This is a genomic window from Streptomyces sp. NPDC090088 (genome assembly GCF_044747345.1).
GTDB lineage: Bacteria > Actinomycetota > Actinomycetes > Streptomycetales > Streptomycetaceae > Streptomyces.
This window is the reverse complement of record NZ_JBIVDZ010000001.1, coordinates 827,054-846,613: the sequence shown is the minus strand read 5'-3', so window position 1 is coordinate 846,613 and position 19,560 is coordinate 827,054. Positions and strand designations below refer to the sequence as shown.

Genomic DNA, 19,560 nt, shown 5'->3' with positions numbered 1-19,560 from the left:
ATCGCCGCCACGAGGGGCGTGCGGTGACTTTTTGCGTCCGGTCCGTGACCGCGCGGTTACCCTGCCCGGCCGCACCTTCCTCAGAGCGCGGCGGCGCCCTGCTCGCGCAACGCCTGACCGTACTGCTGGAGCACCCACAACTCGTTCTGCACGGCCGCGAGTTGGGCCGGGTCGCCGCCGCTGCCGAGGCGGGTGAGGGTGATCTGGATCTCGTGGATCCGGCGGTCGACGGCCCGGCGGCGGACGGTCACGAGTTGCTCGCCCGCGTAGTTCTCGTCGACCGTGCGCCGCATGATCGCCTCGACGGCGAGCTCCGTGACCATGGCGCGGACGGTGTCGTCGGGGGCCGTCTCACGGACGCGGACCAGGTACTCCTGGGGGTCCTGGACGCCGTACTCGGCGCCGCCCGCCTCCATGATGGCCAGGCGTACGGCCACGTAGGGCTCGGCGGTGAACTCGTCGAGCCCGTACGCGTCGAACGCCGGGGAGACCAGCTCCGGGCGCTGCAGGGCGAGCTTCAGCAGCTCGCGTTCGGTGGCGAAGACGGCGTTGCGGAGGTTGAGGGCGGGGCCGGAGACGGCGGGGCGCGAGGCGCCGGTGTCGTACGACGACTGCTGCGGACCACGTGCGGGGCCGGGGCCCTTGCCGCCCTTGTCGCGGGCCCAGCGGGCCAGCTGGGCCACCCGCTTGACCACGAACTGGGTGTCGAGGATGCCGAGCATGCCGGCCAGCTGGACGGCGACCTCGTGCTGGGCGCCGCTGTTCTTGATCCGGGCGACGATCGGCGCGGCCTCGTCGAGCGCGGCGGCGCGGCCCGCCGGGGTGTCCAGGTCGTAGCGGGCGACGATCTGGCGGAGCGCGAACTCGAAGAGCGGGGTACGGGGTTCGGTCAGGTCGGCGACCGCCTCGTCGCCCTTGGCGAGGCGCAGCTCGCAGGGGTCCATGCCGTCCGGGGCGATGGCGATGTACGTCTCGGCGGCGAACTTCTGGTCGTCCTCGAAGGCGCGCAGGGCGGCCTTCTGGCCGGCCGCGTCGCCGTCGAAGGTGAAGATGACGCGGGCCGAGCCGTTGTCCATCAGCAGGCGGCGGAGGATCTTGATGTGGTCGCCGCCGAAGGCCGTGCCGCAGGTGGCGATGGCGGTGGTCACCCCGGCGAGGTGGCAGGCCATGACGTCGGTGTAGCCCTCGACCACGACCGCGCGGCTGGACTTGGCGATGTGCTGCTTGGCGAGGTCGATGCCGTACAGGACCTGGGACTTCTTGTAGATCGCGGTCTCGGGCGTGTTGAGGTACTTGGGCCCGTTGTCGGCCTCGTACAGCTTGCGGGCGCCGAAGCCGACGACCTCGCCGCCGATGTCCCGGATCGGCCACATCAGGCGGCCGCGGAAGCGGTCGATCGGGCCGCGCCGCCCCTCCTGCGACAGCCCGGACAGCAGCAGCTCCTTGTCCGTGAACCCCTGCCCCCGCAGGTAGCGGGTGAGGTGGTCCCAGCCCTGGGGGCTGTAGCCGACGCCGAAGTGGACGGCGGCGGCCTGGTCGAAGCCGCGCTCGGCGAGGAAGAGGCGGCCGGTCTCGGCCTCGGGGCTGGTGGCGAGCTGCTCCGCGTACCAGCCGGCGGCGATCTTGTGCGCCTCGACCAGCCGGATCCGCTCGCCGCGCTGGTGGGCCGGGTTGTACCCGCCCTCCTCGTAGCGCAGGGTGATGCCGGCCTGGGCGGCCAGCCGCTCCACCGCCTCCGAGAAGGAGAGGTGGTCCACCTTCATCACGAAGGTGAGGGTGTCGCCGCCCTCCTGGCAGCCGAAGCAGTGGAAGAGTCCCTTGCTGGGGCTGACCTGGAAGGACGGCGACTTCTCGTCGTGGAACGGGCAGAGTCCCTTGAGGTTCCCGCCGCCCGCGTTGCGCAGCTGGAGGTACTCGGACACGACGGCGTCGATCGGGACCGCGTCCCGTACCGCCTTCACGTCCTCGTCATTGATCCGTCCTGCCACGCGTGAATTCTACGGGGGCGGACCGACAGTCCCGTCGCCCGGAGAGACCACGGAGGGGTCAGGGCAGGAGGCTGCCGAGGGGGGTCTTGGGGTCGGCGAGGGCCTCGGTGTCCACCGGTTCCCCGCTGCGGACGAGCTTCTGGATGTCCTCTGTGACATCCCACACGTTCACGTTCATCCCGGCGAGCACCCGGCCCTCCTTCACCCAGAAGGCGATGAACTCCCGCTTGCCCGCGTCCCCGCGGATCACCACCTGGTCGTACGACCCGGCCGGCGCCCATCCGCTGTACTCCATGCCCAGGTCGTACTGGTCGGTGAAGAAGTACGGCACCCGGTCGTACGGCGCCTCCTGCCCGAGCATCGAGCGGGCCGCCGCCGGGCCGCCGTTGAGGGCGTTGGCCCAGTGCTCCACGCGGAGCCTCGTGCCGAACAGGGTGTGCGGGAAGGACGCCACGTCACCGGCGGCGTAGATGTCCGGGTCGGAGGTCCGCAGCCGTTCGTCGACGACGATGCCGCCGCCGTGCTCCCGGTCGGCGATCTCCAGCCCGGCCGCCTCGGCGAGACCGACGCGCGGTGCCGCGCCGATGGCGGCGAGGACGTCGTGCGCCGGGTGCTCCTCGCCGTCGTCGGTGCGGGCGGCCAGGACCATGCCGTCCTGACCGACGATCTCGGTGAGCCGCACCCCGAAGCGGAAGCGGACCCCGTGCTCCTGGTGGAGCTGGGCGAAGACGTTGCCCAGTTCGGGCCCGAGCACACCGTGCAGCGGGGTCGGTCCGTGCTCGACGACGGTGACCTCGGCGCCGTACGTCCGCGCCGCCGCCGCGACCTCCAGGCCGATCCAGCCGCCGCCCGCGATGACGAGGTGCCCGTTGTCCCGGCCGAGGGCGGCGAGGACGCCCTTGAGGCGTTCGGCGTGCGCGAGGCGGCGCAGGTGGTGGACGCCGGCCAGGTCGGTGCCGGGGATGTCGAGGCGGCGGGGCTCGGCACCGGTGACCAGGAGCAGCTTGTCGTAACGGACGATCGTGCCGTCGTCGCCGAAGCGGACGGTCCGGGCGGCGCGGTCGATGCGGTCGACGGTCTGGCCGAGGTGCAGTTCGATGTCGTGCTGCGCGTACCAGGCGGGCTCGTGCACGAAGACGCTGTCGCGTTCCGCCTTGCCGAGCAGGAAGCCCTTGGAGAGCGGCGGCCGCTCGTAGGGGTGGTCGCGTTCGTCGCAGATCAGTATCACCCGGCCGCTGAAGCCCTCGGCTCGGAGCGTCTCGGCCGCCTTCGCGCCGGCGAGTCCGCCTCCGACGATGACGAATGTCTGGTCCGCGTCGACCACTTGATGCCTCCTCGTAAGGGTGCCGCCACATATGCCGCCCACATGCGCCGCACTGTGAGCCTCCCGCACGCAGCGTGATGCGGGAAGAGGGAGTGCCCCCCGCTGACGCGATCATGACCTGATCGGGTCAGACAAGGTCACAGATCGTTCACATACGCCCCGTCAGTCTCGCGTGCAACGAGCGCGCGGAGGCGTCGGTGAGCGAGGCGATCTGATCGACGATCACCCGCTTACGGGCGAGGTCGTCACCCGCCGTGTCGAACAGCGCCCGGAACTGCGGATCCAGGCCGTCGGGGGCGCGGGCGGTGAGCGCCTCGGCGAGTTCGGCCACCACGACCCGCTGATCGGCGCGGATCCGCTCCTGTTCGGCGCGCTGCATGACATACCGGTGGGCGATCGCCTTCAGCACCGCGCACTCCATCCGCGCCTCGCGCGGTACGACGAGTTCGGCGCCGTAGCGGGTCAGCCGTCCCCCGCCGTACGTCTCGCGCGTCGCGCCCTCCGCGGCCAGGCAGAACCGGCCGATGAGCTGGCTGGTGGCGTCCTTGAGACGGGCCTGGGCGACCGCGGTGCCGTCGTAGCCGTGCGGCCACCACTCCTCGTCCTGGAGCCGGTCCAGGGCGGCGGCGAGCTCGGCCGGGTCGGTGCCGGCGGGCACGTACCGGCCGACGGCGACGGCGTACACCTCCTGCCGTTCGGCTTCCGCGTGCAGGCAGTTGGGGTCGATGTGGCCCGCGTGCAGGCCGTCCTCCACGTCGTGCACGGAGTAGGCGACGTCGTCGGACCAGTCCATCACCTGCGCCTCGAAGCAGGTGCGGGTGCCGGGGGCCTCTTTTCGGACCCAGTCGAAGACCGGCCGGTCGTCCTCGTACACCCCGAACTTCGGGGACGCCGGGTCGGTGGGGTGCGCGCCGCGCGGCCACGGGTACTTGGTGGCCGCGTCCAGGGCGGCGCGGGTGAGGTTGAGGCCGACGGAGCCCTCCGGGGTGAACCGCTTGGGCTCGATCCGGGTGAGGAGCCTGAGCGACTGGGCGTTGCCCTCGAAGCCGCCGCAGTCGTCGGCGAACTCGTTCAGCGCCTGTTCGCCGTTGTGGCCGAACGGGGGGTGACCGAGGTCGTGGGAGAGGCACGCGGCCTCCACCAGGTCCGGGTCGCAGCCGAGGGCGGCGCCCAGTTCGCGGCCGACCTGGGCGCATTCGAGGGAGTGGGTCAGGCGGGTACGGGGACTGGCGTCCCAGACCTGGGTGGCGGTGCCCGGAGTGACGACCTGGGTCTTGCCGGCGAGCCTTCTGAGGGCGGCGGAGTGCAGGATGCGGGCGCGGTCGCGCTGGAAGGCGGTGCGGCCGGGGCGTTTGTCGGGTTCGGGGGCCCAGCGGTCGGCTGACGCCGGGTCGTAGGCCGAAGGTGCGGGTGCGGGGACTGCCATGGTTCGACAGTAAGCGGCGGGGGTGACAAATGGGGGTTTGGTGCGCCTACTGATCCGCCAAGTTGCGTTGTCGGGCGGGTGCGGGTGCGCCTTCTCGGGGGCGCGGGGAACTGAACTGCGCGACAAGCCCCCACGCACCCGCGGCGATCCACGCGCCCCTAGGCGGCCGCGGTCACCGGCGTTCCCAGGGCCCGCTGGTACCGGTGGAGGATCAGCTCGGCCATCGCGTCGTGGACTCCGAGGGGGGCCGAGGCGATCCAGGGAGCGTGTGCCGCGCACTCGGTGGCGAAGCGGCCCGGGGCCGTGAAGTAGGAGGCGAGGGCGATGTGGCGGCGCCCCCTCGCCCGCAGGGCGGTGATCGCTTCCGGGACGGTCGGGGTCGCCGCCGAGGCGTAGGCCGGGAGGACCGGGACGCCCAGGCGGGCCGCGAGGAGGTCGGCCGTGCGGGCGGTGTCGACCCTGGCGTCGGGGTCGCGGGAGCCCGCCGCCGCCAGGATCACGGCGCTCGCGGGCCGGGGGCGCCAGCCGGCCTCCCGCAGCCGGTCGTGCAGGGCGTCGACCAGGAGGGGGTGCGGGCCCAGCGGCTCCGCGACGCGCGTCCGGGCCGCCGAGGCCGCCGCCATCGCCGGGATGTCCTGCTTGACGTGGTAGCCGCGGCTGAGCAGGAGCGGGACGAGGACGGCCCGCGCGTCGCCGAGGGCGGCGAGGGTGTCCGGGAGCAGCGGCTCGTTCAGCTCTATGTGACCGAGGTGCACGGGCAGGCCGGGGCGCAGTTCGCGCACCCGCTCCATGAGCGCCCGCACGGTGGCCAGCGCCCGGGGGTCGCGGCTGCCGTGGGCCACCAGGACCAGGGCGGGCGGGCCGGGGCGCGGGGAAAGGTCGGTCACGGTCATGCGAGGATCCTCGCCGGGCGAGGTTGCACCGCCGTTGCCTGACCATCACGAGTGTTTTCCGGCACTTCACGCCACGCGTCCGCACGGTGTGAGCGAACCGGAACGTCCCGCGCTGCGTCCTCCAAGGTCGAAGCCGACTGGGGGGAACGACCGTATGAAGATCCGCCGACCGCGGCTGCCGCGCACCCGTACCGGCCGACGGCGGCTGGTGCAGGGCGTGATGGCCGGATGCGTGCTGGCGCTGCTGCCCTCCACCTGGCTGTACGTGTCGACGGCCGGCCGGCTGCACTCGGTGGCGGACGTGCCGCGCACCGATGTCGCCGTCGTCTTCGGCGCGGGCCTGTGGGACGGCGAACCGTCGCCGTACCTCGCGAACCGCCTGACCGCGGCGGCGGAGCTGTACAAGGAGGGCCGGATCAAGGTCGTCCTCGTCACCGGCGACAACAGCCGCAAGGACTACGACGAGCCCGACGCCATGCGCACCTACCTCACCCGGCACGGCGTCCCCGCCCAGCGCATCGTCAGCGACTACGCCGGCTTCGACACCTGGGACTCCTGCGTCCGCGCCAAGAAGATCTTCGGCGTGAACCGCGCGGTCCTGATCAGCCAGGGCTTCCACATCCGGCGCGCGGTGGCGCTCTGCGAGGCCGCGGGCGTGACGTCGTACGGCATCGGCGTCGACGCCAAGCACGACGTCACCTGGTACTACGGAGGGACGCGCGAGGTCTTCGCGGCGGCCAAGGCGGCCCTGGACGTCGTCTTCGAGCCGAACCCCCAGTTCCTGGGAAAGAAGGAACCAGGGGTCGCCAACGCCCTGGCTGCAGCGCGCCCCTAGGGGCGCGGCTCTGTATCAATGCGCGGCTCCGCCTCCCGCTCCTCCGGAAACGCCCCCATCCCCTGGACAGGTGGACGTCCCGGCGATACGGCGTGCGCCCCGTGAGGGGGAGCGTGTGTTCGTCCGTCGAATGCGTGCCCTTTGCGCGCGGGGGTCGTTGTACGTGCTGGAAGGATCTGCGGGCCGGCCCCTTGAGGACTCGACGGTGCGTGACCGGCCGACGGCGGTACGGAATGAGCCACAGGGGGTGCCGTCCGTCACAGGGTCATCGGCAGCCCCGGCCGTATCGGTGCTCACGTGGGCCGGGGCCCGGCGGGGAGGCCGTCGTCCCGGTCGCGTAACACGCGACTGTCACGTGCCGTAACACGCCGGAAGCACGCTGGCCGCATGGAGACCGCCTCGACGCCCACCCACTGCCCGTACTGCGCCCTGCAGTGCGGCATGGCCCTGTCGCCCCTGCCCACGGGGGGCGTCGAGGTCTCCGAGCGCGCGGACTTCCCCGTCAACCGGGGCGCGCTGTGCGGCAAGGGGCGTACGGCACCCGAGGTGCTGTCGCCCGCGGTGCGGCTGAACTCGCCGTTGGTGCGGAAGGACGGCGCGCTGGTGCCGGCCTCCTGGGAGGAGGCGCTGGACCGGGTCGCCGCCGGGCTGACGGCGGTGCGCACGGCGCACGGCCCGGACGCGGTCGGGGTGTTCGGGGGCGGCGGGCTGACGAACGAGAAGGCGTACGCGCTCGGCAAGTTCGCCCGGGTGGTGCTGGGCACCTCGCAGATCGACTACAACGGCCGCTTCTGCATGTCGTCCGCGGCGGCCGCCGGCACGAAGGCCTTCGGCCTGGACCGGGGTCTGCCCTTCCCGCTGGAGGACATCCCGAGGACCGGGTGCGTGATCCTGGTCGGCTCCAACCTCGCCGAGACCATGCCGCCGGCGCTCCGCTACCTCACCGAACTGCGCGAGAACGGCGGCAAGCTGATCGTCGTCGACCCGCGCCGGACGAAGACCGCCGAGCAGGCCGATCTGCATCTCGCCCCGCGCCCCGGCACCGATCTCGCCCTCGCGCTCGGCCTGTTGCACCTGGTGGTGGCCGAGGGGCGGACCGACGAGGCGTACATCGCCGGGCGCACGACCGGCTGGGAGGAGGCGCGGGCGGCGGCGATGGCGCACTGGCCGGAGTACGTGGAACGGATCACGGGGGTGTCCGTTCCGCGACTCCGGGAGGCGGTAGGGCTGTTCTGCGCGCCCGAGGCCGCGATGGTGCTCACCGCGCGCGGGCCCGAGCAGCAGTCCAAGGGCACCGACACGGTCGGCGCGTGGATCAACCTGTGCCTGGCGACCGGCCGGGCGGGCCGTCCGCTGTCCGGCTACGGCTGCCTCACCGGGCAGGGCAACGGGCAGGGCGGCCGCGAACACGGCCAGAAGGCCGACCAGTTGCCCGGCTACCGCAAGCTGGCCGATCCCGAGGCGCGCCGCCATGTGGCCGGGGTGTGGGGCGTGGACCCGGACAGCCTGCCGGGGCCGGGGCGCAGCGCGTACGAACTGCTCGACGCGCTGGGGACCGAGGTGCGGGCGCTGCTGCTGATGGGGTCGAACCCGGTGGTGTCGGCGCCGCGGGCGGGGCATGTGGAGGAGCGGCTGGGGGCGCTGGACCTGCTGGTGGTATGTGACGTAGTACTGTCCGAGACCGCGGCCCTCGCCGACATCGTCCTCCCGGTCACCCAGTGGGCCGAGGAGACCGGCACCACCACCAACCTCGAAGGCCGCGTGCTGCTGCGCCGCCGGGCCGTCACCCCGCCCGCCGGGGTCCGCAGCGACCTGGAGGTGCTGCACGGCCTCGCCGCCCGCCTCGGCGTGGAGAAGGGCTTCCCGGCCGACCCCGAGGAGGTCTTCGAGGAACTCCGCCGGGCCAGCGCGGGCGGCCCCGCCGACTACGCGGGCATCAGCTACCGCCGACTCGCCGAGGAACAGGGCGTGTTCTGGCCCTGCCCCGCCGAAGGACCCGCGTCCGCCGGCACCCCCCGCCTCTTCCTCGACCGCTTCGCCACCGACGACGGCCGGGCCCGCTTCGCCCCCGTCACCCACCGCCCGCTCGCCGAGGAACCGGACGACGAGTACCCGCTGCTCCTGACCACCGGCCGGGTGGTCTCCCAGTACCAGTCCGGCGCCCAGACCCGCCGCGTCGCGGAACTCAACGCGGCCGCGCCCGGCCCCTTCGTCGAACTGCACCCGCGCCTCGCGGCACGCCTGGGCGCGGCCGACGGCGACCCGCTGGCCGTGGTCTCCCGCCGCGGCCGGGCCGTGGCCCCCGCCCGGATCACCGCCACGATCCGCCCGGACACCGTCTTCATGCCCTTCCACTGGCCGGGCGAGGGCCGCGCCAACACCCTCACCAACCCGGCCCTCGACCCGACGTCGCGCATGCCGGAGTTCAAGGCGTGCGCGGTGCGGGTGGAGACGGTGCGGGTGGAGACGGTGCGGCCTTAAGGCCTGTCGCGGCTCCCGGCCCGTTCCGGTTCAGCGCGCCAGCCAGTCGCCCCCGCCGATCCGCCGCCCCTCGACACGCAGCTTCTCGGCCACGGCGGGCCCGGCGACGTACACCCAGGCCCGGACGGCGGCCCCGTCCCGCAGCCGTACGACATCCCGCTCCACACGCATGTAGAGGCTCGCCGGGTCGCCCGGCACGCACTCCTCCAACTCGTCGAGTTCCAGCAGCAGTCGGCCGTACGACTCCGGGCGCGCGGCGACGAGTTCGCCGCGCACCTCTCCCTCCGGTTCCTCGACCGCGTAGGGATAGCCGGGCCCGTCGTAGAGCACCGCGCCCGCCAGCCGGCCGGGTTCCTCCGTTTCCGTGCGCCCGCGCAGCAACGCGTCGTGGTTGATCTCGCCGGGGCGGAGCGTGCCGTAGACGAAGAACGGGAGGTGGCGAGGGGTGCGAGTGGTCACAGAACGGATTCTCCACCCACCCCACCTCCACACACATCTCCATGGAGGCGCTATGGACATGACATGTCGGGGGCCCTTAAATCTCTCTCACATCAGCGCCACCCCCACGCCTTCGAGGCGCATCTCCAAGGAGACCGATGAGCCGGACCCGGAACACCCGAGCCTCCCGTCTCGCCACGGCGGGCGTCGCCGTCACCAGCGCGACCCTGCTGGCCGCCGCGCTGTCCCCCGCCGCCCACGCCGACACCAGACCGACCAGGGCCGCCGCGATCGAGAACGCGGCGCAGGCGCTCGTGCAGTACGCGGGCACCCTGGGACTCACGTCCACCGAGGGCACCTCGGTCCGGGACGTGGTCGTGGACAAGAACGGCACCCAGCACGTGCGTTACGACCGTACGTACCGGCAACTCCCCGTCCTGGGCGGCGACTTCGTCGTCCACCTCAAGCCGAACGGCAGCTACCGCGGCGCCGACCGCGCGACCCGGGGCAAGATATCCCTCGCCTCGGTCGTGCCGAACATATCCGCGCCGAAGGCCGCCGACCTCGCGGTGAACGCGCTGCGGGCGGCGAACCTCGGCGACGCGCTGAAGCAGGTGCAGGCCAAGCCGCAGCTGGTCGTCGACGCCCTGCACGGCACCCCGAAGCTGGCCTGGCGCACCAACGCGGTCGGCAAGGACTCGCTCGGCAACCCGGTCGCCCGCACGGTGCTGACGGACGCCCGCACCGGCGCCCAGATCGACGCCTGGGACAGCATCGAGACGGCGACCGGCGACGGCCAGTCGCTGTACAGCGGCACGGTCCCGCTGCAGACCACGCAGTCCGGATCGTCGTACAACCTCACGGACCCCACCCGCGGCAACACGTTCACCGGGGACGCGGCGAACAAGACCGACCTGTGCATCTTCGGCATCTGCATCAGCCGGGCACCCAACACGGTGTTCACCGACGCCGACAACCACTGGGGCACGGGGGCCACTTCGGACCGCGCCTCGGCGGCCGTGGACGCCCAGTACGGCACCAACGAGACCTGGGACTACTACAAGAACGTCCACGGCCGCAACGGCATCGCCGGGGACGGCAAGGGCTCGTACAACCGCGTCCACTACGGCAACAGCTACAACAACGCCTTCTGGGACGACAGTTGCTTCTGCATGACGTACGGCGACGGTGACGGGACCACCTTCGGCCCGCTGGTGGCGCTCGACGTGGCCGGCCACGAGATGACCCACGGGGTCACCTCCAAGACGGCGGCGCTGACGTACTCGGGCGAGTCCGGCGGCCTGAACGAGGCCACCTCCGACATCCTCGGCACGCTGGTGGAGTGGTACGCCAACAACTCCTCCGACCCGGGCGACTACCTGATCGGCGAGAAGATCGTCCGCTCCGGCTTCGGCAAGACGGCGCTGCGCTACATGGACCAGCCCTCGAAGGACGGCAGCTCGGCGGACTACTGGAGCTCCTCGGTCGGGAACCTGGACGTCCACTACTCCTCCGGCGTCGCGAACCACTTCGCGTACCTCCTCGCGGAGGGCAGCGGCGCGAAGACCATCAACGGCGTGAGCTACAACTCGCCGACCTACAACGGCTCGACGGTCACCGGCATCGGCCGCGACAAGCTGGGCGCGATCTGGTACCGCGCGCTGACGGTCTACATGACGTCCTCGACGAACTACGCGGGCGCCCGGACGGCGACGCTCAACGCGGCCAGGGACCTGTACGGGGCGGGGAGCGCGGAGTACAACGCCGTGGCGGCCGCCTGGAGTGCGGTGAACGTGAACTGAGTCATGGCGGCGGCCGTCCCGGTGAGCGAACCGGGGCGGCCGCCGCATACACCCCGGACCGCACCGAATAGCACAATTCAAGGAATGGAACCCGCGAAGTTGAGGAATTCCGGAATACCTCCTGAGCGGAACCCATGGTGAAGATGTGCGGTTTCCGTGACGGCCCGCCGAATTCCCCAACGACCATGTCCGTACATGTACTTGCGGCAATTCCCCACGTGCACTAACTAGATAAAACATGAACTTGTTCAGCCGCCCCCACACCGCGCGCCGCACCCCCACGGCCCCGCCGCGCGCCACCAAGGCACCGGCCTCCCCCACTTCCGCGCCCGTCCTGCTCGACCCCGCCCTCGCCGCCCTCACCGGCGAATGGATCGTCGACCCGGCCCACAGCAGAATCGGTTTCTCGGTCCGGCACGCGATGGTGACGACGGTCCGCGGCGCGTTCACCGAATACAAGAGCCGCCTCTACTTCGACGGCCGCGACCCGTCCCGTTCCCAGGCGGAAATCATCCTCTCCACGGGCAGCGTCGACACGGGTGTGGAGCAGCGCGACGCCCACCTGGTCGGCCGCGACTTCCTCGACGCCGCCACCTTCCCCCGCATGCGCTTCCAGAGCACGGCCGTCCGCCTCAAATCCCCCGACGTGTACGTCATGACCGGCGACCTGACCATCAAGAACACGACGCGTCCGGTGGACCTGGAGCTGACCTACATCGGCCATGTCACCGACCCCTTCGGCTACCAGCGCGTCGGCTTCGACGGCACCACCACCATCAACCGCATGGACTGGGGCCTGGCCTACAACTCCCGGCTGGCGGAGGGCGGCGCGATGGTGAGCGAAACGGTCCGGCTGCAGTTCGACATCGCGGCGATCCGGACGGTGCCGGAGGGCGCGGGGTAGCGGGATCCCACGGCGAAGGCGTGGGCGCCGCCCGTCCTCGCGAAACCCGGACGACCGGCGGCTCGGAACGCCCCAGCCGCCTCCGGAGCGCTCGTGATCGCGGTCGGCTCTCGTCCGTCAGGCTGTGCGCACCGCCATCAGCAGTCCGCTCGCCCATGCCAGGCGGACGCATCGGAAGTCCTCGCGTTCGTCCAACTCGGCCAACAGGCGTCCGACGGAGGCCTCGTGGCCCTCCGGCAAGCCGGGCTGGGGAATGAGGTCGTCGATGAGGTAGGTCCCGCCGGGAGCCACCAGGTCCAGGGCACGGTCGAGGTGGGTGAACTTGCCCGGCCAGGTGTCCGCGAAGACGAGGTCGAAGGGGGCGCCGTCGAACTCCTCCAGCCATGCGCCGCCGTCCCCGGAGACGAAGGTGACCCGCCGGTCGGTGCCCAGTTGCTCCCGGGCGATGGCCTGGATGTCGGGGTCGAGTTCGACGGTGGTCAGGCTGGAGGCGGGGTCCATGCCGCTGAGGAGCCAGGCGGTACCTTCCCCGGCTCCGGTGCCGAGTTCGAGGATCCGGCCCGCGGGCCGGGCGGCGGCGAGTGCTGCCAGGAGGCTTCCCGTGCGGTCCTCGCTGGACATGACGAACCCCGCGTCGCGCGCCTTGGAGCGCAACGCGGGCAGTGCGGCGGGGAGACGGCTCGGCATATCGTCCATCCGCAGATGATGCGAGGACCACGTCCTCGCGGACAAGGTCGCAGGCTTCCGGAAGAGCGGTGCCGCCCTCCGGCTCCCGTCCGGGCGTACACAGTCCTTCCGCAGATTCAACCAGCTGGCCCATGGTGCTCGTTGGGCTATCACCGAAGGGAAGGTGTGACCGGGCTCGGGTGTCCATCATGAAGTCATGGCGGGGATGCAGAGGGTAGTCGTGATGGTTTCCGGGCTGGCGTTGGGCGTACTTGCGGGAGTCATCTGTTTTCTGAGCTGGGACCGCGCCAATCAGGTCGCCGGAACGGTGTCCGCGTTCGTCGGCATCGCCTCGCTCGGGGTTGCCCTCTGGGCCACGGTGTCCGCCACCCCACCCGCCTCTGGAATCAGCGTCGTCGTCTCCGATACCGGCAAGGCCTCCGCTCGTGACGGCGGGAGCGCGAACACGGGTGCGGTCATCCCCTCCAGCCTCGACGGTCCGACAAGGCTGGAGGTCAGAGATACAGCGGAGGCGGACGCCGAGGGCGGCCAGTCCAATACGGGGATCGCCCCTCAATAGAGGGCGGTGCCAGGAATGTTTGGGCGGGATGCGTATGGTCTGGAAAGGACGCGGGGCCGGCGCCGTGGGCGGACTGGCACAGGCACTCTGGCGGATCGTGGTCACGAAGACCGGCTCCGCGACGGCGACGGGCGGTGGATTCGCCTCCACCGGATACACAAAGCTGACGTTCAATACCACCGTCAATACCACCGTCGTCCGCGATGGTGCCGAGCCTCGGGGGCCTGCCGACCGGCCGTGCGTCGTGGGAACCGTGCCGACACCCGCCGGCAGGCTCCAAGCCCGGTCAGAGGCCGCCCGGTTGCGTTCCCACCTGGACGGCGGAAGTGACACCGGGGCGACCGGGCTGGTGTTGAGCGGGTTGGGCGGGGTGGGGAAGACGCACCTGGCGGCGGACTACGCCCGCACAGCATTGACCAAAGGAAAGATCGACGTCCTGGTGTGGGTGGACGCCACCGACCGCGCCGCGGTTCTGGAAGCCTACGCCAAGGCGGGTGAGGTGCTGTGCGGGGCTGACAGGCGGGAGCGCGACCGCGCCGCGGAGATGTTCCTCGGGCGGCTGGAGGCGGCTCCGGGACGCCCCCGGTGCCGCTGGCTGGTGGTGCTGGACGACGTGGCTGATCCCGGCGACCTGGACCGGCTGTGGCCACCGCCCCACCCGCACGGGCGGACGCTGGTGACCACGCGCCGCCGTGACGCCGCACTGATCGGTGCGGGGCGCCCCCGCATCGACGTGGGCACGTTCACCCACGACGAGGCGACCGCGTACCTGGTCGCCGTTCTGGGCGACTCCGGCGCTCCCGCAGAACCGGCACGGTGCGCCGCGCTCGCCCGTGACCTGGGGTGCCTGCCGCTCGCCCTGTCCCAGGCCGCTGCCTACCTCGTCGACGCGGGGCAGGGCATCGACGATTACCGGGCGCTGCTCGCGGACCGCACGCGGACCCTGGTCGACGCCGCCCCCGACAGCCTGCCCGACGGGCAGAAGGCAGTGGCCGCCGCCTGGTCCCTGTCGCTCGAACGTGCCGACCGCCTGCGCCCGGTCGGTCTCGCGCGCCCCATGCTGTGCGTGGCCGGCATGCTCGACCCCAACGGGATCCCTCAGAAGGTTCTCACCAGTGGCCCGGCCCTGGAGTACCTGGCGCGGACGCGGGCGCGCACCCAGCCCGACGGTGCGCCCGACACGCACGCGCCCGCCGGTGGTTTCGCGGCTCCGACAGCACGGGACGCCGCACTGGCCCTGCGTGCCGCGCACCGTCTCAGCCTGCTCGACCACATGCCGGACGACCACGTCAAGACCGTACGGGTGCACCAGCTCGTGCAGCGTACGACGCGGGACAGCCTCCCCGCCGAGGCCCGCGGACACCTGGCCCGCGTGGCCGCCGACGCGCTGATGGACGCTTGGCCCGAGTCGGAACTCGACACCCCCTTCGCGCAGGCACTGCGCGCCAACACCGCCGTTCTGTCGAGCGTGGCCGACGGTGCGGATCTGTACACCGACGGCGTTCACCGCGTGCTCTACCGCGCGGGCAGAAGCCTGGGCGAGTCCGGGCAGTTCGTGGCTGCCGCCGACCACTTCCGCGCCCTGCACGAGAAGGCCGTCCGGCATCTTGGCGTCGACCACCCCGACACCTTGGCCGCCCGGAACAATCTCGCGTCGTGGCAGGGGGAGGCGGGGGACGCGGCCGGGGCCGCCGAAGCCTTCGCGGCTCTGGTGTCCGACCGACGGCGTGTACAGGGCCCCGACCACCCCGACACCCTGGCCGCCCGCCACAACCTGGCCCACTGCAAAGGAGAGGCGGGAGATGCCGCGGGGGCCGCGGACGCCTTCGCGGCCCTGGTCTCCGACCGACGGCGTGTACAGGGCCCCGACCACCCCGACACCCTGGCCGCCCGCCACAACCTGGCACGGTGGCGGGGAGAAGCCGGCCACACCGCCCGGGCCGCTGCCGCGCTCGCCGAGCTCGTGCAGGTTCAGTTGCGTGTGCAGGGCGCCGATCACCCGAACACGCTGGCCGTTCGGCACAGCCTGGCCCGCTGGCGGGGGGAACTGGGCAATCCGGTGGGGGCGGCCGAGGCCTTGGCGACCTTGCGGGTGGATCAGTTGCGCGTGCAGGGTGCCGATCATCCGAACACCTTGTCCGTTCGGCACAGTCTGGCCCGCTGGCGAGGGGAGGCCGGTGATGCGGCGGGGGCGGCCGAGGCCCTGACGGAGTTGCTGGCGGATCAGTTGCGCGTGCAGAGCCTCACTCACCCGAACACCTTGTCCGTTCGCCACAGTCTGGCCCGCTGGCAGGGGCAGGCCGGTGATGCGGCGGGGGCCGCGGAGTCGTTCGCGGCCCTGGTGCCCGATCGGCGGCGTGCGCAGGGCCCCGACCACCCCGACACCCTGGCCGCCCGCCACAACCTCGCCTACTGGCAAGGGGAGGCGGGTGATGCCGCGGGGGCCGCTGACGCCTTCGCGGCCCTGGTCTCCGACCGACGGCGCGTACAGGGCGCCGACCACCCCGACACGGCCTTGACCCACTGGGAGGCCCAGTCCTGGGCCGCACGGGCAACAGGCGCCGGTAAGCCGGGAGTTGCGGACCGTTCACGGCTCCGCCGATGGGCGGCAACCCGACCGTGGAGGAAGAAGGCGGCACGGTCTTGAGGGCCGGCCCCGGGCAGGGCCGGGTGTTCCTCCGGGCAGGGCCGTGAGTTCCGCGCGCAGTCGGCCGCACCGCTGCCTGCCTCGCCGCCCCGGACGTCCACCGGCTCGACGCCGTCCGGCCTGCGCGTTCCGTGCCTCGCCGTCGCCCCTGGCCCTGCCCTTAGTCGCTGTCGCTGTCGCTGTCATGGATGCCGAGACTGGTGGAGTGACGTGGGATGCGAGGACGGGGGCGTGGGAGAGGTGTCGTTCCAGAGCGGGTGCCGCGAGTCGTCGAGCCACGCCTGGAACGACTCCCACCAGATCGTCGCCGGCGCTTTCCGCGCATGCGCATCAGGTTTGTCGGCACGGTCCAGCGCCGGCGCGTTGGAGAGGGCGATCCATACCAGAACCAGCGCGCAGGCGGTCCTCGTGGAGACAGCGCCAAGGCCTCGGATGCGGCTGCCCAGCGCGCGGCCGGAAGCCGTCGTCCAACGCGTGACGCTCTCGGCCCAATCACCGTACAGACGCAGCGCCAGGGGAATGCCCGCTCCCTTGTCGATAAGCCGCATCGTGTACGCGTACTCCGGAGCGAACAACACGGTCCCGACGAGCCAGGCCACCTTCGGGCTCGTCCAGGCGATGACCGCGCCCAGCGGGGACAGGACCCAGCGGACGGTCAGCTGAATCAGCACGACCCAGGCGACGACCAGCAGCGGCATGCGAATCGGGTAGACGAACCACGAGAAGGCGTCCTGCCACGCCTCCCACAGGCCCTTCAGGGGTTGGATCACCGCTGGCCGGTCCTTCTACTCTTCCCCGTCGGGGGCGCGGTTCTTCTGGCCACCGTTGTCGGGGTCCGCGCCGCCGTTCGTACCGTCGATTTGGCGGGGATCGTCGGCGGAGCGCGGCAGCAGCGATTCATCGGCACCGCCAGGCAGAACCCTGCCGAGCTGGGCGAGCAACTCGTGCACAGCGTGAGCCTGCTGGCGCTCATCACCGCTTTCCGCAGAATGCATGGCTTTGATGATCTCCAATTGGGCACGCAGCGCCGTACGCTTGTCGTCGCGCATGTTGCGAAAAATCTCCACGGCAATTTCTCGATTCTGCGCGATGGCCTGAGAGGCGATGCCGATCTCACCCTGCTCCAGAACCTTCGTGGCTTCATCGCGCAGCATCTGATCCAATGCTCCGGTACGAAAAATCTTGATTGCTCCTGGATCCGGACGCAGATCGAAGGTGATATCCACGATCTCGAACAGACCGTCACCACTCTCACCCGTGAACTGCTCTCGTCCGAGGCGCTCTTCGAGCTCTGCCACGGCGTCAAACGCGCAGCCCTTGGCCGCGCCGCTGAGCCGAGGCATGACCAGACGCCTGAGCTGCCGCTCCACATCGAGACTCTTCCGCTCCACCGCCTGCTTGGCATCGGCGATGCGCCAGTCGACGTCGACGGTGCCGTGGAAGCGCAAGCCCTTGTCGGCGCTGTCGAGTTCCACGTCGAGCGAGGTGCTCTCCTGGGCGATATTGACGACCCAGTACCTGCTCGCGGGCCGGAACCACCGCTGTCCGGATGTCGGCAACTCGCCCTTGGGCAGGCAGTGGAGTGTGGTGCCGAGGAGAAGCACCACGCATTCACCGGCTCCGGGGCGGGCTTCTCCCATGATGGAACGGGGCGAGACCATGGGAAATGGCCCGCGCACGGGTCCGTTCGGGACGCCCAAGTCAACTCCTCGGTCGCTGTTGTCACTCGGTGCGGAGAGCTGCCGCAGAAGGCCGGCGAAGCAGGAATTCCGACGGTCGGTCAATCACGCTAGCGTCGAGCGGGTGACGACCACCCGTGGCGTTCGCGTACTCCCGTTCCTGTCCCGGACGGGTTCCCCTCGTGACCGGTTCCGTCCAGTCCGAGCCCCTTCTTGCACGGCGGCCGCCTCGAAGAGCGACCGCCCCGGGAGATGCCTCGGCCGTAGCCCCGATCGGCGAAGAGTGCGCGGGGTCACCCGTTTCACTCCCCCCGGCACCCCCATTCGTGTGTTCTTCACACTATTCGCTGCGCAGCCCCTTTGACCTGCCCGAATTCCCCCGCAACCCGCGTCGTGAACCGCCTCTGTGACACCCGTTCATCCCACAGCTGACGGAATCTCGGGGAGCGGGGCCGGGCTGCCTGCTTTTACCTCGGTAGAGCAAGGGAGTGGACGAGCTCGACGGAGGAGCACCATGCGACGCACCGCCCGTCTGCTGGCCGGGACCGCGCTCGCCGTGGCCGCGGCCGGTGTGGCCGCCGCGCCGGCGTACGGCGGCGGCACCGGCACCCTGGACGTGTACCCGTCGACCGCGGCGCCGGGCGGCCAGGTCAGCGTGAACACCGCGGCCTGCGGGGAGAAGGGCTCGGCGGTCGGCGACGCCAGCTCCGTCGGCGCCGGCACGTTCACGCTGGCGCCGAGCGCGCACGAGGGCGAGGCGATCGGGCAGTTCCGGGTGCCGCCGAGCGCGCAGCCGGGGACGTACGAGATCGTCGCGAAGTGCGCCGACGGGACCCGGCAGGTGACCGGGGACCTGACGGTGGCGCTGACGCCTGCCGCCGCCGGGCAGCTGCAGCCCCACGGCAGTGTGAAGACGGGGGTCGGTGGTGCCCTGGGCACCGACCCCGTGCAGACCGCGGCGGGTGTGACGGCTCTGGCCGTCGCCGCCGCGGGCGGTACCTGGCTCCTGCATCGCCGGGCGAGAGGCGATGTGATCTGACGGACACCCTCCGCTGTCCGTCCGCCGGTACCGCACATCCCACCCCCTCCGGGTCCGACGCCCCTCGCGGCCCGGAGGGGGTAGGGGGTCACGTTCGCCAGAGGTTCTCACCACCGCCGGCGGCCGGTCCCCCTGTGAGACGTTCCCACCTCTGAAAGAGGGGTTCGCATGCGCAAGATCGGGGACACCGCGATAGCCGCCGTCACCGTCGTAGCCCTCGGCTCGGGCATCTGGCTCCTCGCACCCGGCGCCGGAGCGCACACCCCGCCGCAGCCGTCCGCCGCCGAGGGCCGCCCCGACCCGGTCGAGGAACGGCTGCGGGCCCCCGCGCTGCCGCACTCCCCGCCCACCCGGATCCGTATCCCCGCCATCCATGTGAGCGCCCCTCTCATGGGCCTCTCCCTCACCCCCGCCGGCAGCCTCGACGTCCCGCCCGCCGGCGAGAAGAACCTCGCCGGCTGGTACGAGGCCGGCACCGCCCCCGGCGAGACCGGCACCGCGATCGTCGCCGGGCACGTCGACAACACCGAGGGCCCCGCCGTCTTCTACGACCTCGGCGGCCTCAAGCGCGGCGCGACCATCGAGGTGGACCGGCAGGACAAGGCCGTCGCCGTGTTCACCGTGGACGCGGTGGAGGTCTACCAGGCCCGCGACTTCCCGGACGAGAAGGTGTACGGCGCCGCTCGGCGCCCCGAACTCAGAGTGATCACCTGCGGCGGCGGCTACTCACGCACCACCGGCTACCAGGGCAACGTGGTCGTCTTCGCCCACCTGACCGGCAGCCGCTGAGCCGTACACAACCGGGGCCCGCCCCCTCCGGCCCGCGCCGCAGCCCGGCCGCGCCCCCGCGTTTCCCCC

Annotated in this window: 16 protein-coding genes; 8 read left to right on the top strand and 8 right to left on the bottom strand. The window is 71.6% G+C overall.

The genetic code is table 11. The annotated features are described in order from the left end of the window. Window positions 1–80: 80 nt before the first annotated feature. The 4 genes from dnaG to ACIPSJ_RS03820 all read right to left on the bottom strand — a co-directional run bounded on the left by dnaG (window position 81) and on the right by ACIPSJ_RS03820 (window position 5,631). Window positions 81–1,988 (bottom strand): DNA primase, encoded by a 1,908-nt coding sequence (gene dnaG, locus ACIPSJ_RS03835; protein ID WP_401343143.1) that lies wholly within the window; start codon window positions 1,986–1,988, stop codon window positions 81–83. Between the two features lie 58 nt (window positions 1,989–2,046). Further along, window positions 2,047–3,312: an FAD-dependent oxidoreductase gene (locus ACIPSJ_RS03830; protein ID WP_359218316.1), complete on the bottom strand. Its 1,266-nt coding sequence runs from the start codon at window positions 3,310–3,312 to the stop codon at window positions 2,047–2,049. 148 nt (window positions 3,313–3,460) lie between these two features. Beyond that, window positions 3,461–4,738 carry a deoxyguanosinetriphosphate triphosphohydrolase gene (locus tag ACIPSJ_RS03825; protein WP_359218314.1) on the bottom strand — a complete coding sequence of 426 codons (1,278 nt, stop codon included), beginning with the start codon at window positions 4,736–4,738 and terminating at the stop codon, window positions 3,461–3,463. A gap of 158 nt (window positions 4,739–4,896) precedes the next feature. Beyond that, a complete protein-coding gene (locus ACIPSJ_RS03820; RefSeq protein ID WP_401343141.1) occupies window positions 4,897–5,631 on the bottom strand; it encodes a sirohydrochlorin chelatase in 735 nt (244 codons plus the stop codon). A 154-nt stretch (window positions 5,632–5,785) separates the two neighbouring features. Here ACIPSJ_RS03820 and ACIPSJ_RS03815 point away from each other — a divergent pair, with 154 nt between their 5' ends. Both ACIPSJ_RS03815 and ACIPSJ_RS03810 read left to right on the top strand, forming a co-directional pair. Continuing rightward, a complete protein-coding gene (locus ACIPSJ_RS03815; protein ID WP_401343139.1) occupies window positions 5,786–6,466 on the top strand; it encodes a vancomycin high temperature exclusion protein in 681 nt (226 codons plus the stop codon). A gap of 387 nt (window positions 6,467–6,853) precedes the next feature. Beyond that, a complete protein-coding gene (locus ACIPSJ_RS03810; protein ID WP_401343137.1) occupies window positions 6,854–8,947 on the top strand; it encodes a molybdopterin oxidoreductase family protein in 2,094 nt (697 codons plus the stop codon). A gap of 30 nt (window positions 8,948–8,977) precedes the next feature. Here ACIPSJ_RS03810 and ACIPSJ_RS03805 read toward each other — a convergent pair whose 3' ends face one another. Next, entirely contained in the window at window positions 8,978–9,406 is a 429-nt protein-coding gene (locus ACIPSJ_RS03805; protein ID WP_401343135.1) for a gamma-glutamylcyclotransferase family protein, read from the bottom strand. 137 nt (window positions 9,407–9,543) lie between these two features. On the opposite strand from ACIPSJ_RS03805, the gene ACIPSJ_RS03800 reads away from it, so the two are divergent. Both ACIPSJ_RS03800 and ACIPSJ_RS03795 read left to right on the top strand, forming a co-directional pair. Then, window positions 9,544–11,187 (top strand): M4 family metallopeptidase, encoded by a 1,644-nt coding sequence (locus ACIPSJ_RS03800; protein ID WP_359218304.1) that lies wholly within the window; start codon window positions 9,544–9,546, stop codon window positions 11,185–11,187. 238 nt (window positions 11,188–11,425) lie between these two features. Then, window positions 11,426–12,091, top strand: coding sequence for a YceI family protein (locus tag ACIPSJ_RS03795; RefSeq protein WP_401343133.1), 666 nt, complete (start codon window positions 11,426–11,428; stop codon window positions 12,089–12,091). Between the two features lie 117 nt (window positions 12,092–12,208). On the opposite strand, the gene ACIPSJ_RS03790 is transcribed toward ACIPSJ_RS03795, so the two are convergent. Next, the gene (locus ACIPSJ_RS03790) at window positions 12,209–12,787 is read right to left on the bottom strand and encodes an O-methyltransferase (protein ID WP_401343131.1); all 579 of its coding nucleotides are present in this window, start codon (window positions 12,785–12,787) and stop codon (window positions 12,209–12,211) included. Window positions 12,788–12,974: 187 nt separating this feature from the next. Here ACIPSJ_RS03790 and ACIPSJ_RS03785 point away from each other — a divergent pair, with 187 nt between their 5' ends. Both ACIPSJ_RS03785 and ACIPSJ_RS03780 read left to right on the top strand, forming a co-directional pair. Beyond that, window positions 12,975–13,337 carry a hypothetical protein gene (locus ACIPSJ_RS03785; RefSeq protein WP_401343129.1) on the top strand — a complete coding sequence of 121 codons (363 nt, stop codon included), beginning with the start codon at window positions 12,975–12,977 and terminating at the stop codon, window positions 13,335–13,337. A gap of 244 nt (window positions 13,338–13,581) precedes the next feature. Continuing rightward, entirely contained in the window at window positions 13,582–15,984 is a 2,403-nt protein-coding gene (locus ACIPSJ_RS03780) for a tetratricopeptide repeat protein (protein WP_401344557.1), read from the top strand. 182 nt (window positions 15,985–16,166) lie between these two features. Here the strand turns inward: ACIPSJ_RS03780 and ACIPSJ_RS03775 are convergent, their stop codons facing one another. Then, complete coding sequence (locus ACIPSJ_RS03775; RefSeq protein WP_401343128.1) at window positions 16,167–16,754, bottom strand: hypothetical protein; 588 nt, start codon at window positions 16,752–16,754, stop codon at window positions 16,167–16,169. 15 nt (window positions 16,755–16,769) lie between these two features. Beyond that, window positions 16,770–17,624 carry a hypothetical protein gene (locus ACIPSJ_RS03770; protein WP_401343127.1) on the bottom strand — a complete coding sequence of 285 codons (855 nt, stop codon included), beginning with the start codon at window positions 17,622–17,624 and terminating at the stop codon, window positions 16,770–16,772. A 553-nt stretch (window positions 17,625–18,177) separates the two neighbouring features. On the opposite strand from ACIPSJ_RS03770, the gene ACIPSJ_RS03765 reads away from it, so the two are divergent. Together ACIPSJ_RS03765 and ACIPSJ_RS03760 are read left to right on the top strand one after the other, a co-directional pair. Then, window positions 18,178–18,702, top strand: coding sequence for a hypothetical protein (locus ACIPSJ_RS03765; protein ID WP_401343125.1), 525 nt, complete (start codon window positions 18,178–18,180; stop codon window positions 18,700–18,702). A gap of 168 nt (window positions 18,703–18,870) precedes the next feature. Beyond that, window positions 18,871–19,491, top strand: coding sequence for a class F sortase (locus ACIPSJ_RS03760; protein ID WP_359218298.1), 621 nt, complete (start codon window positions 18,871–18,873; stop codon window positions 19,489–19,491). Window positions 19,492–19,560: the final 69 nt, after the last annotated feature.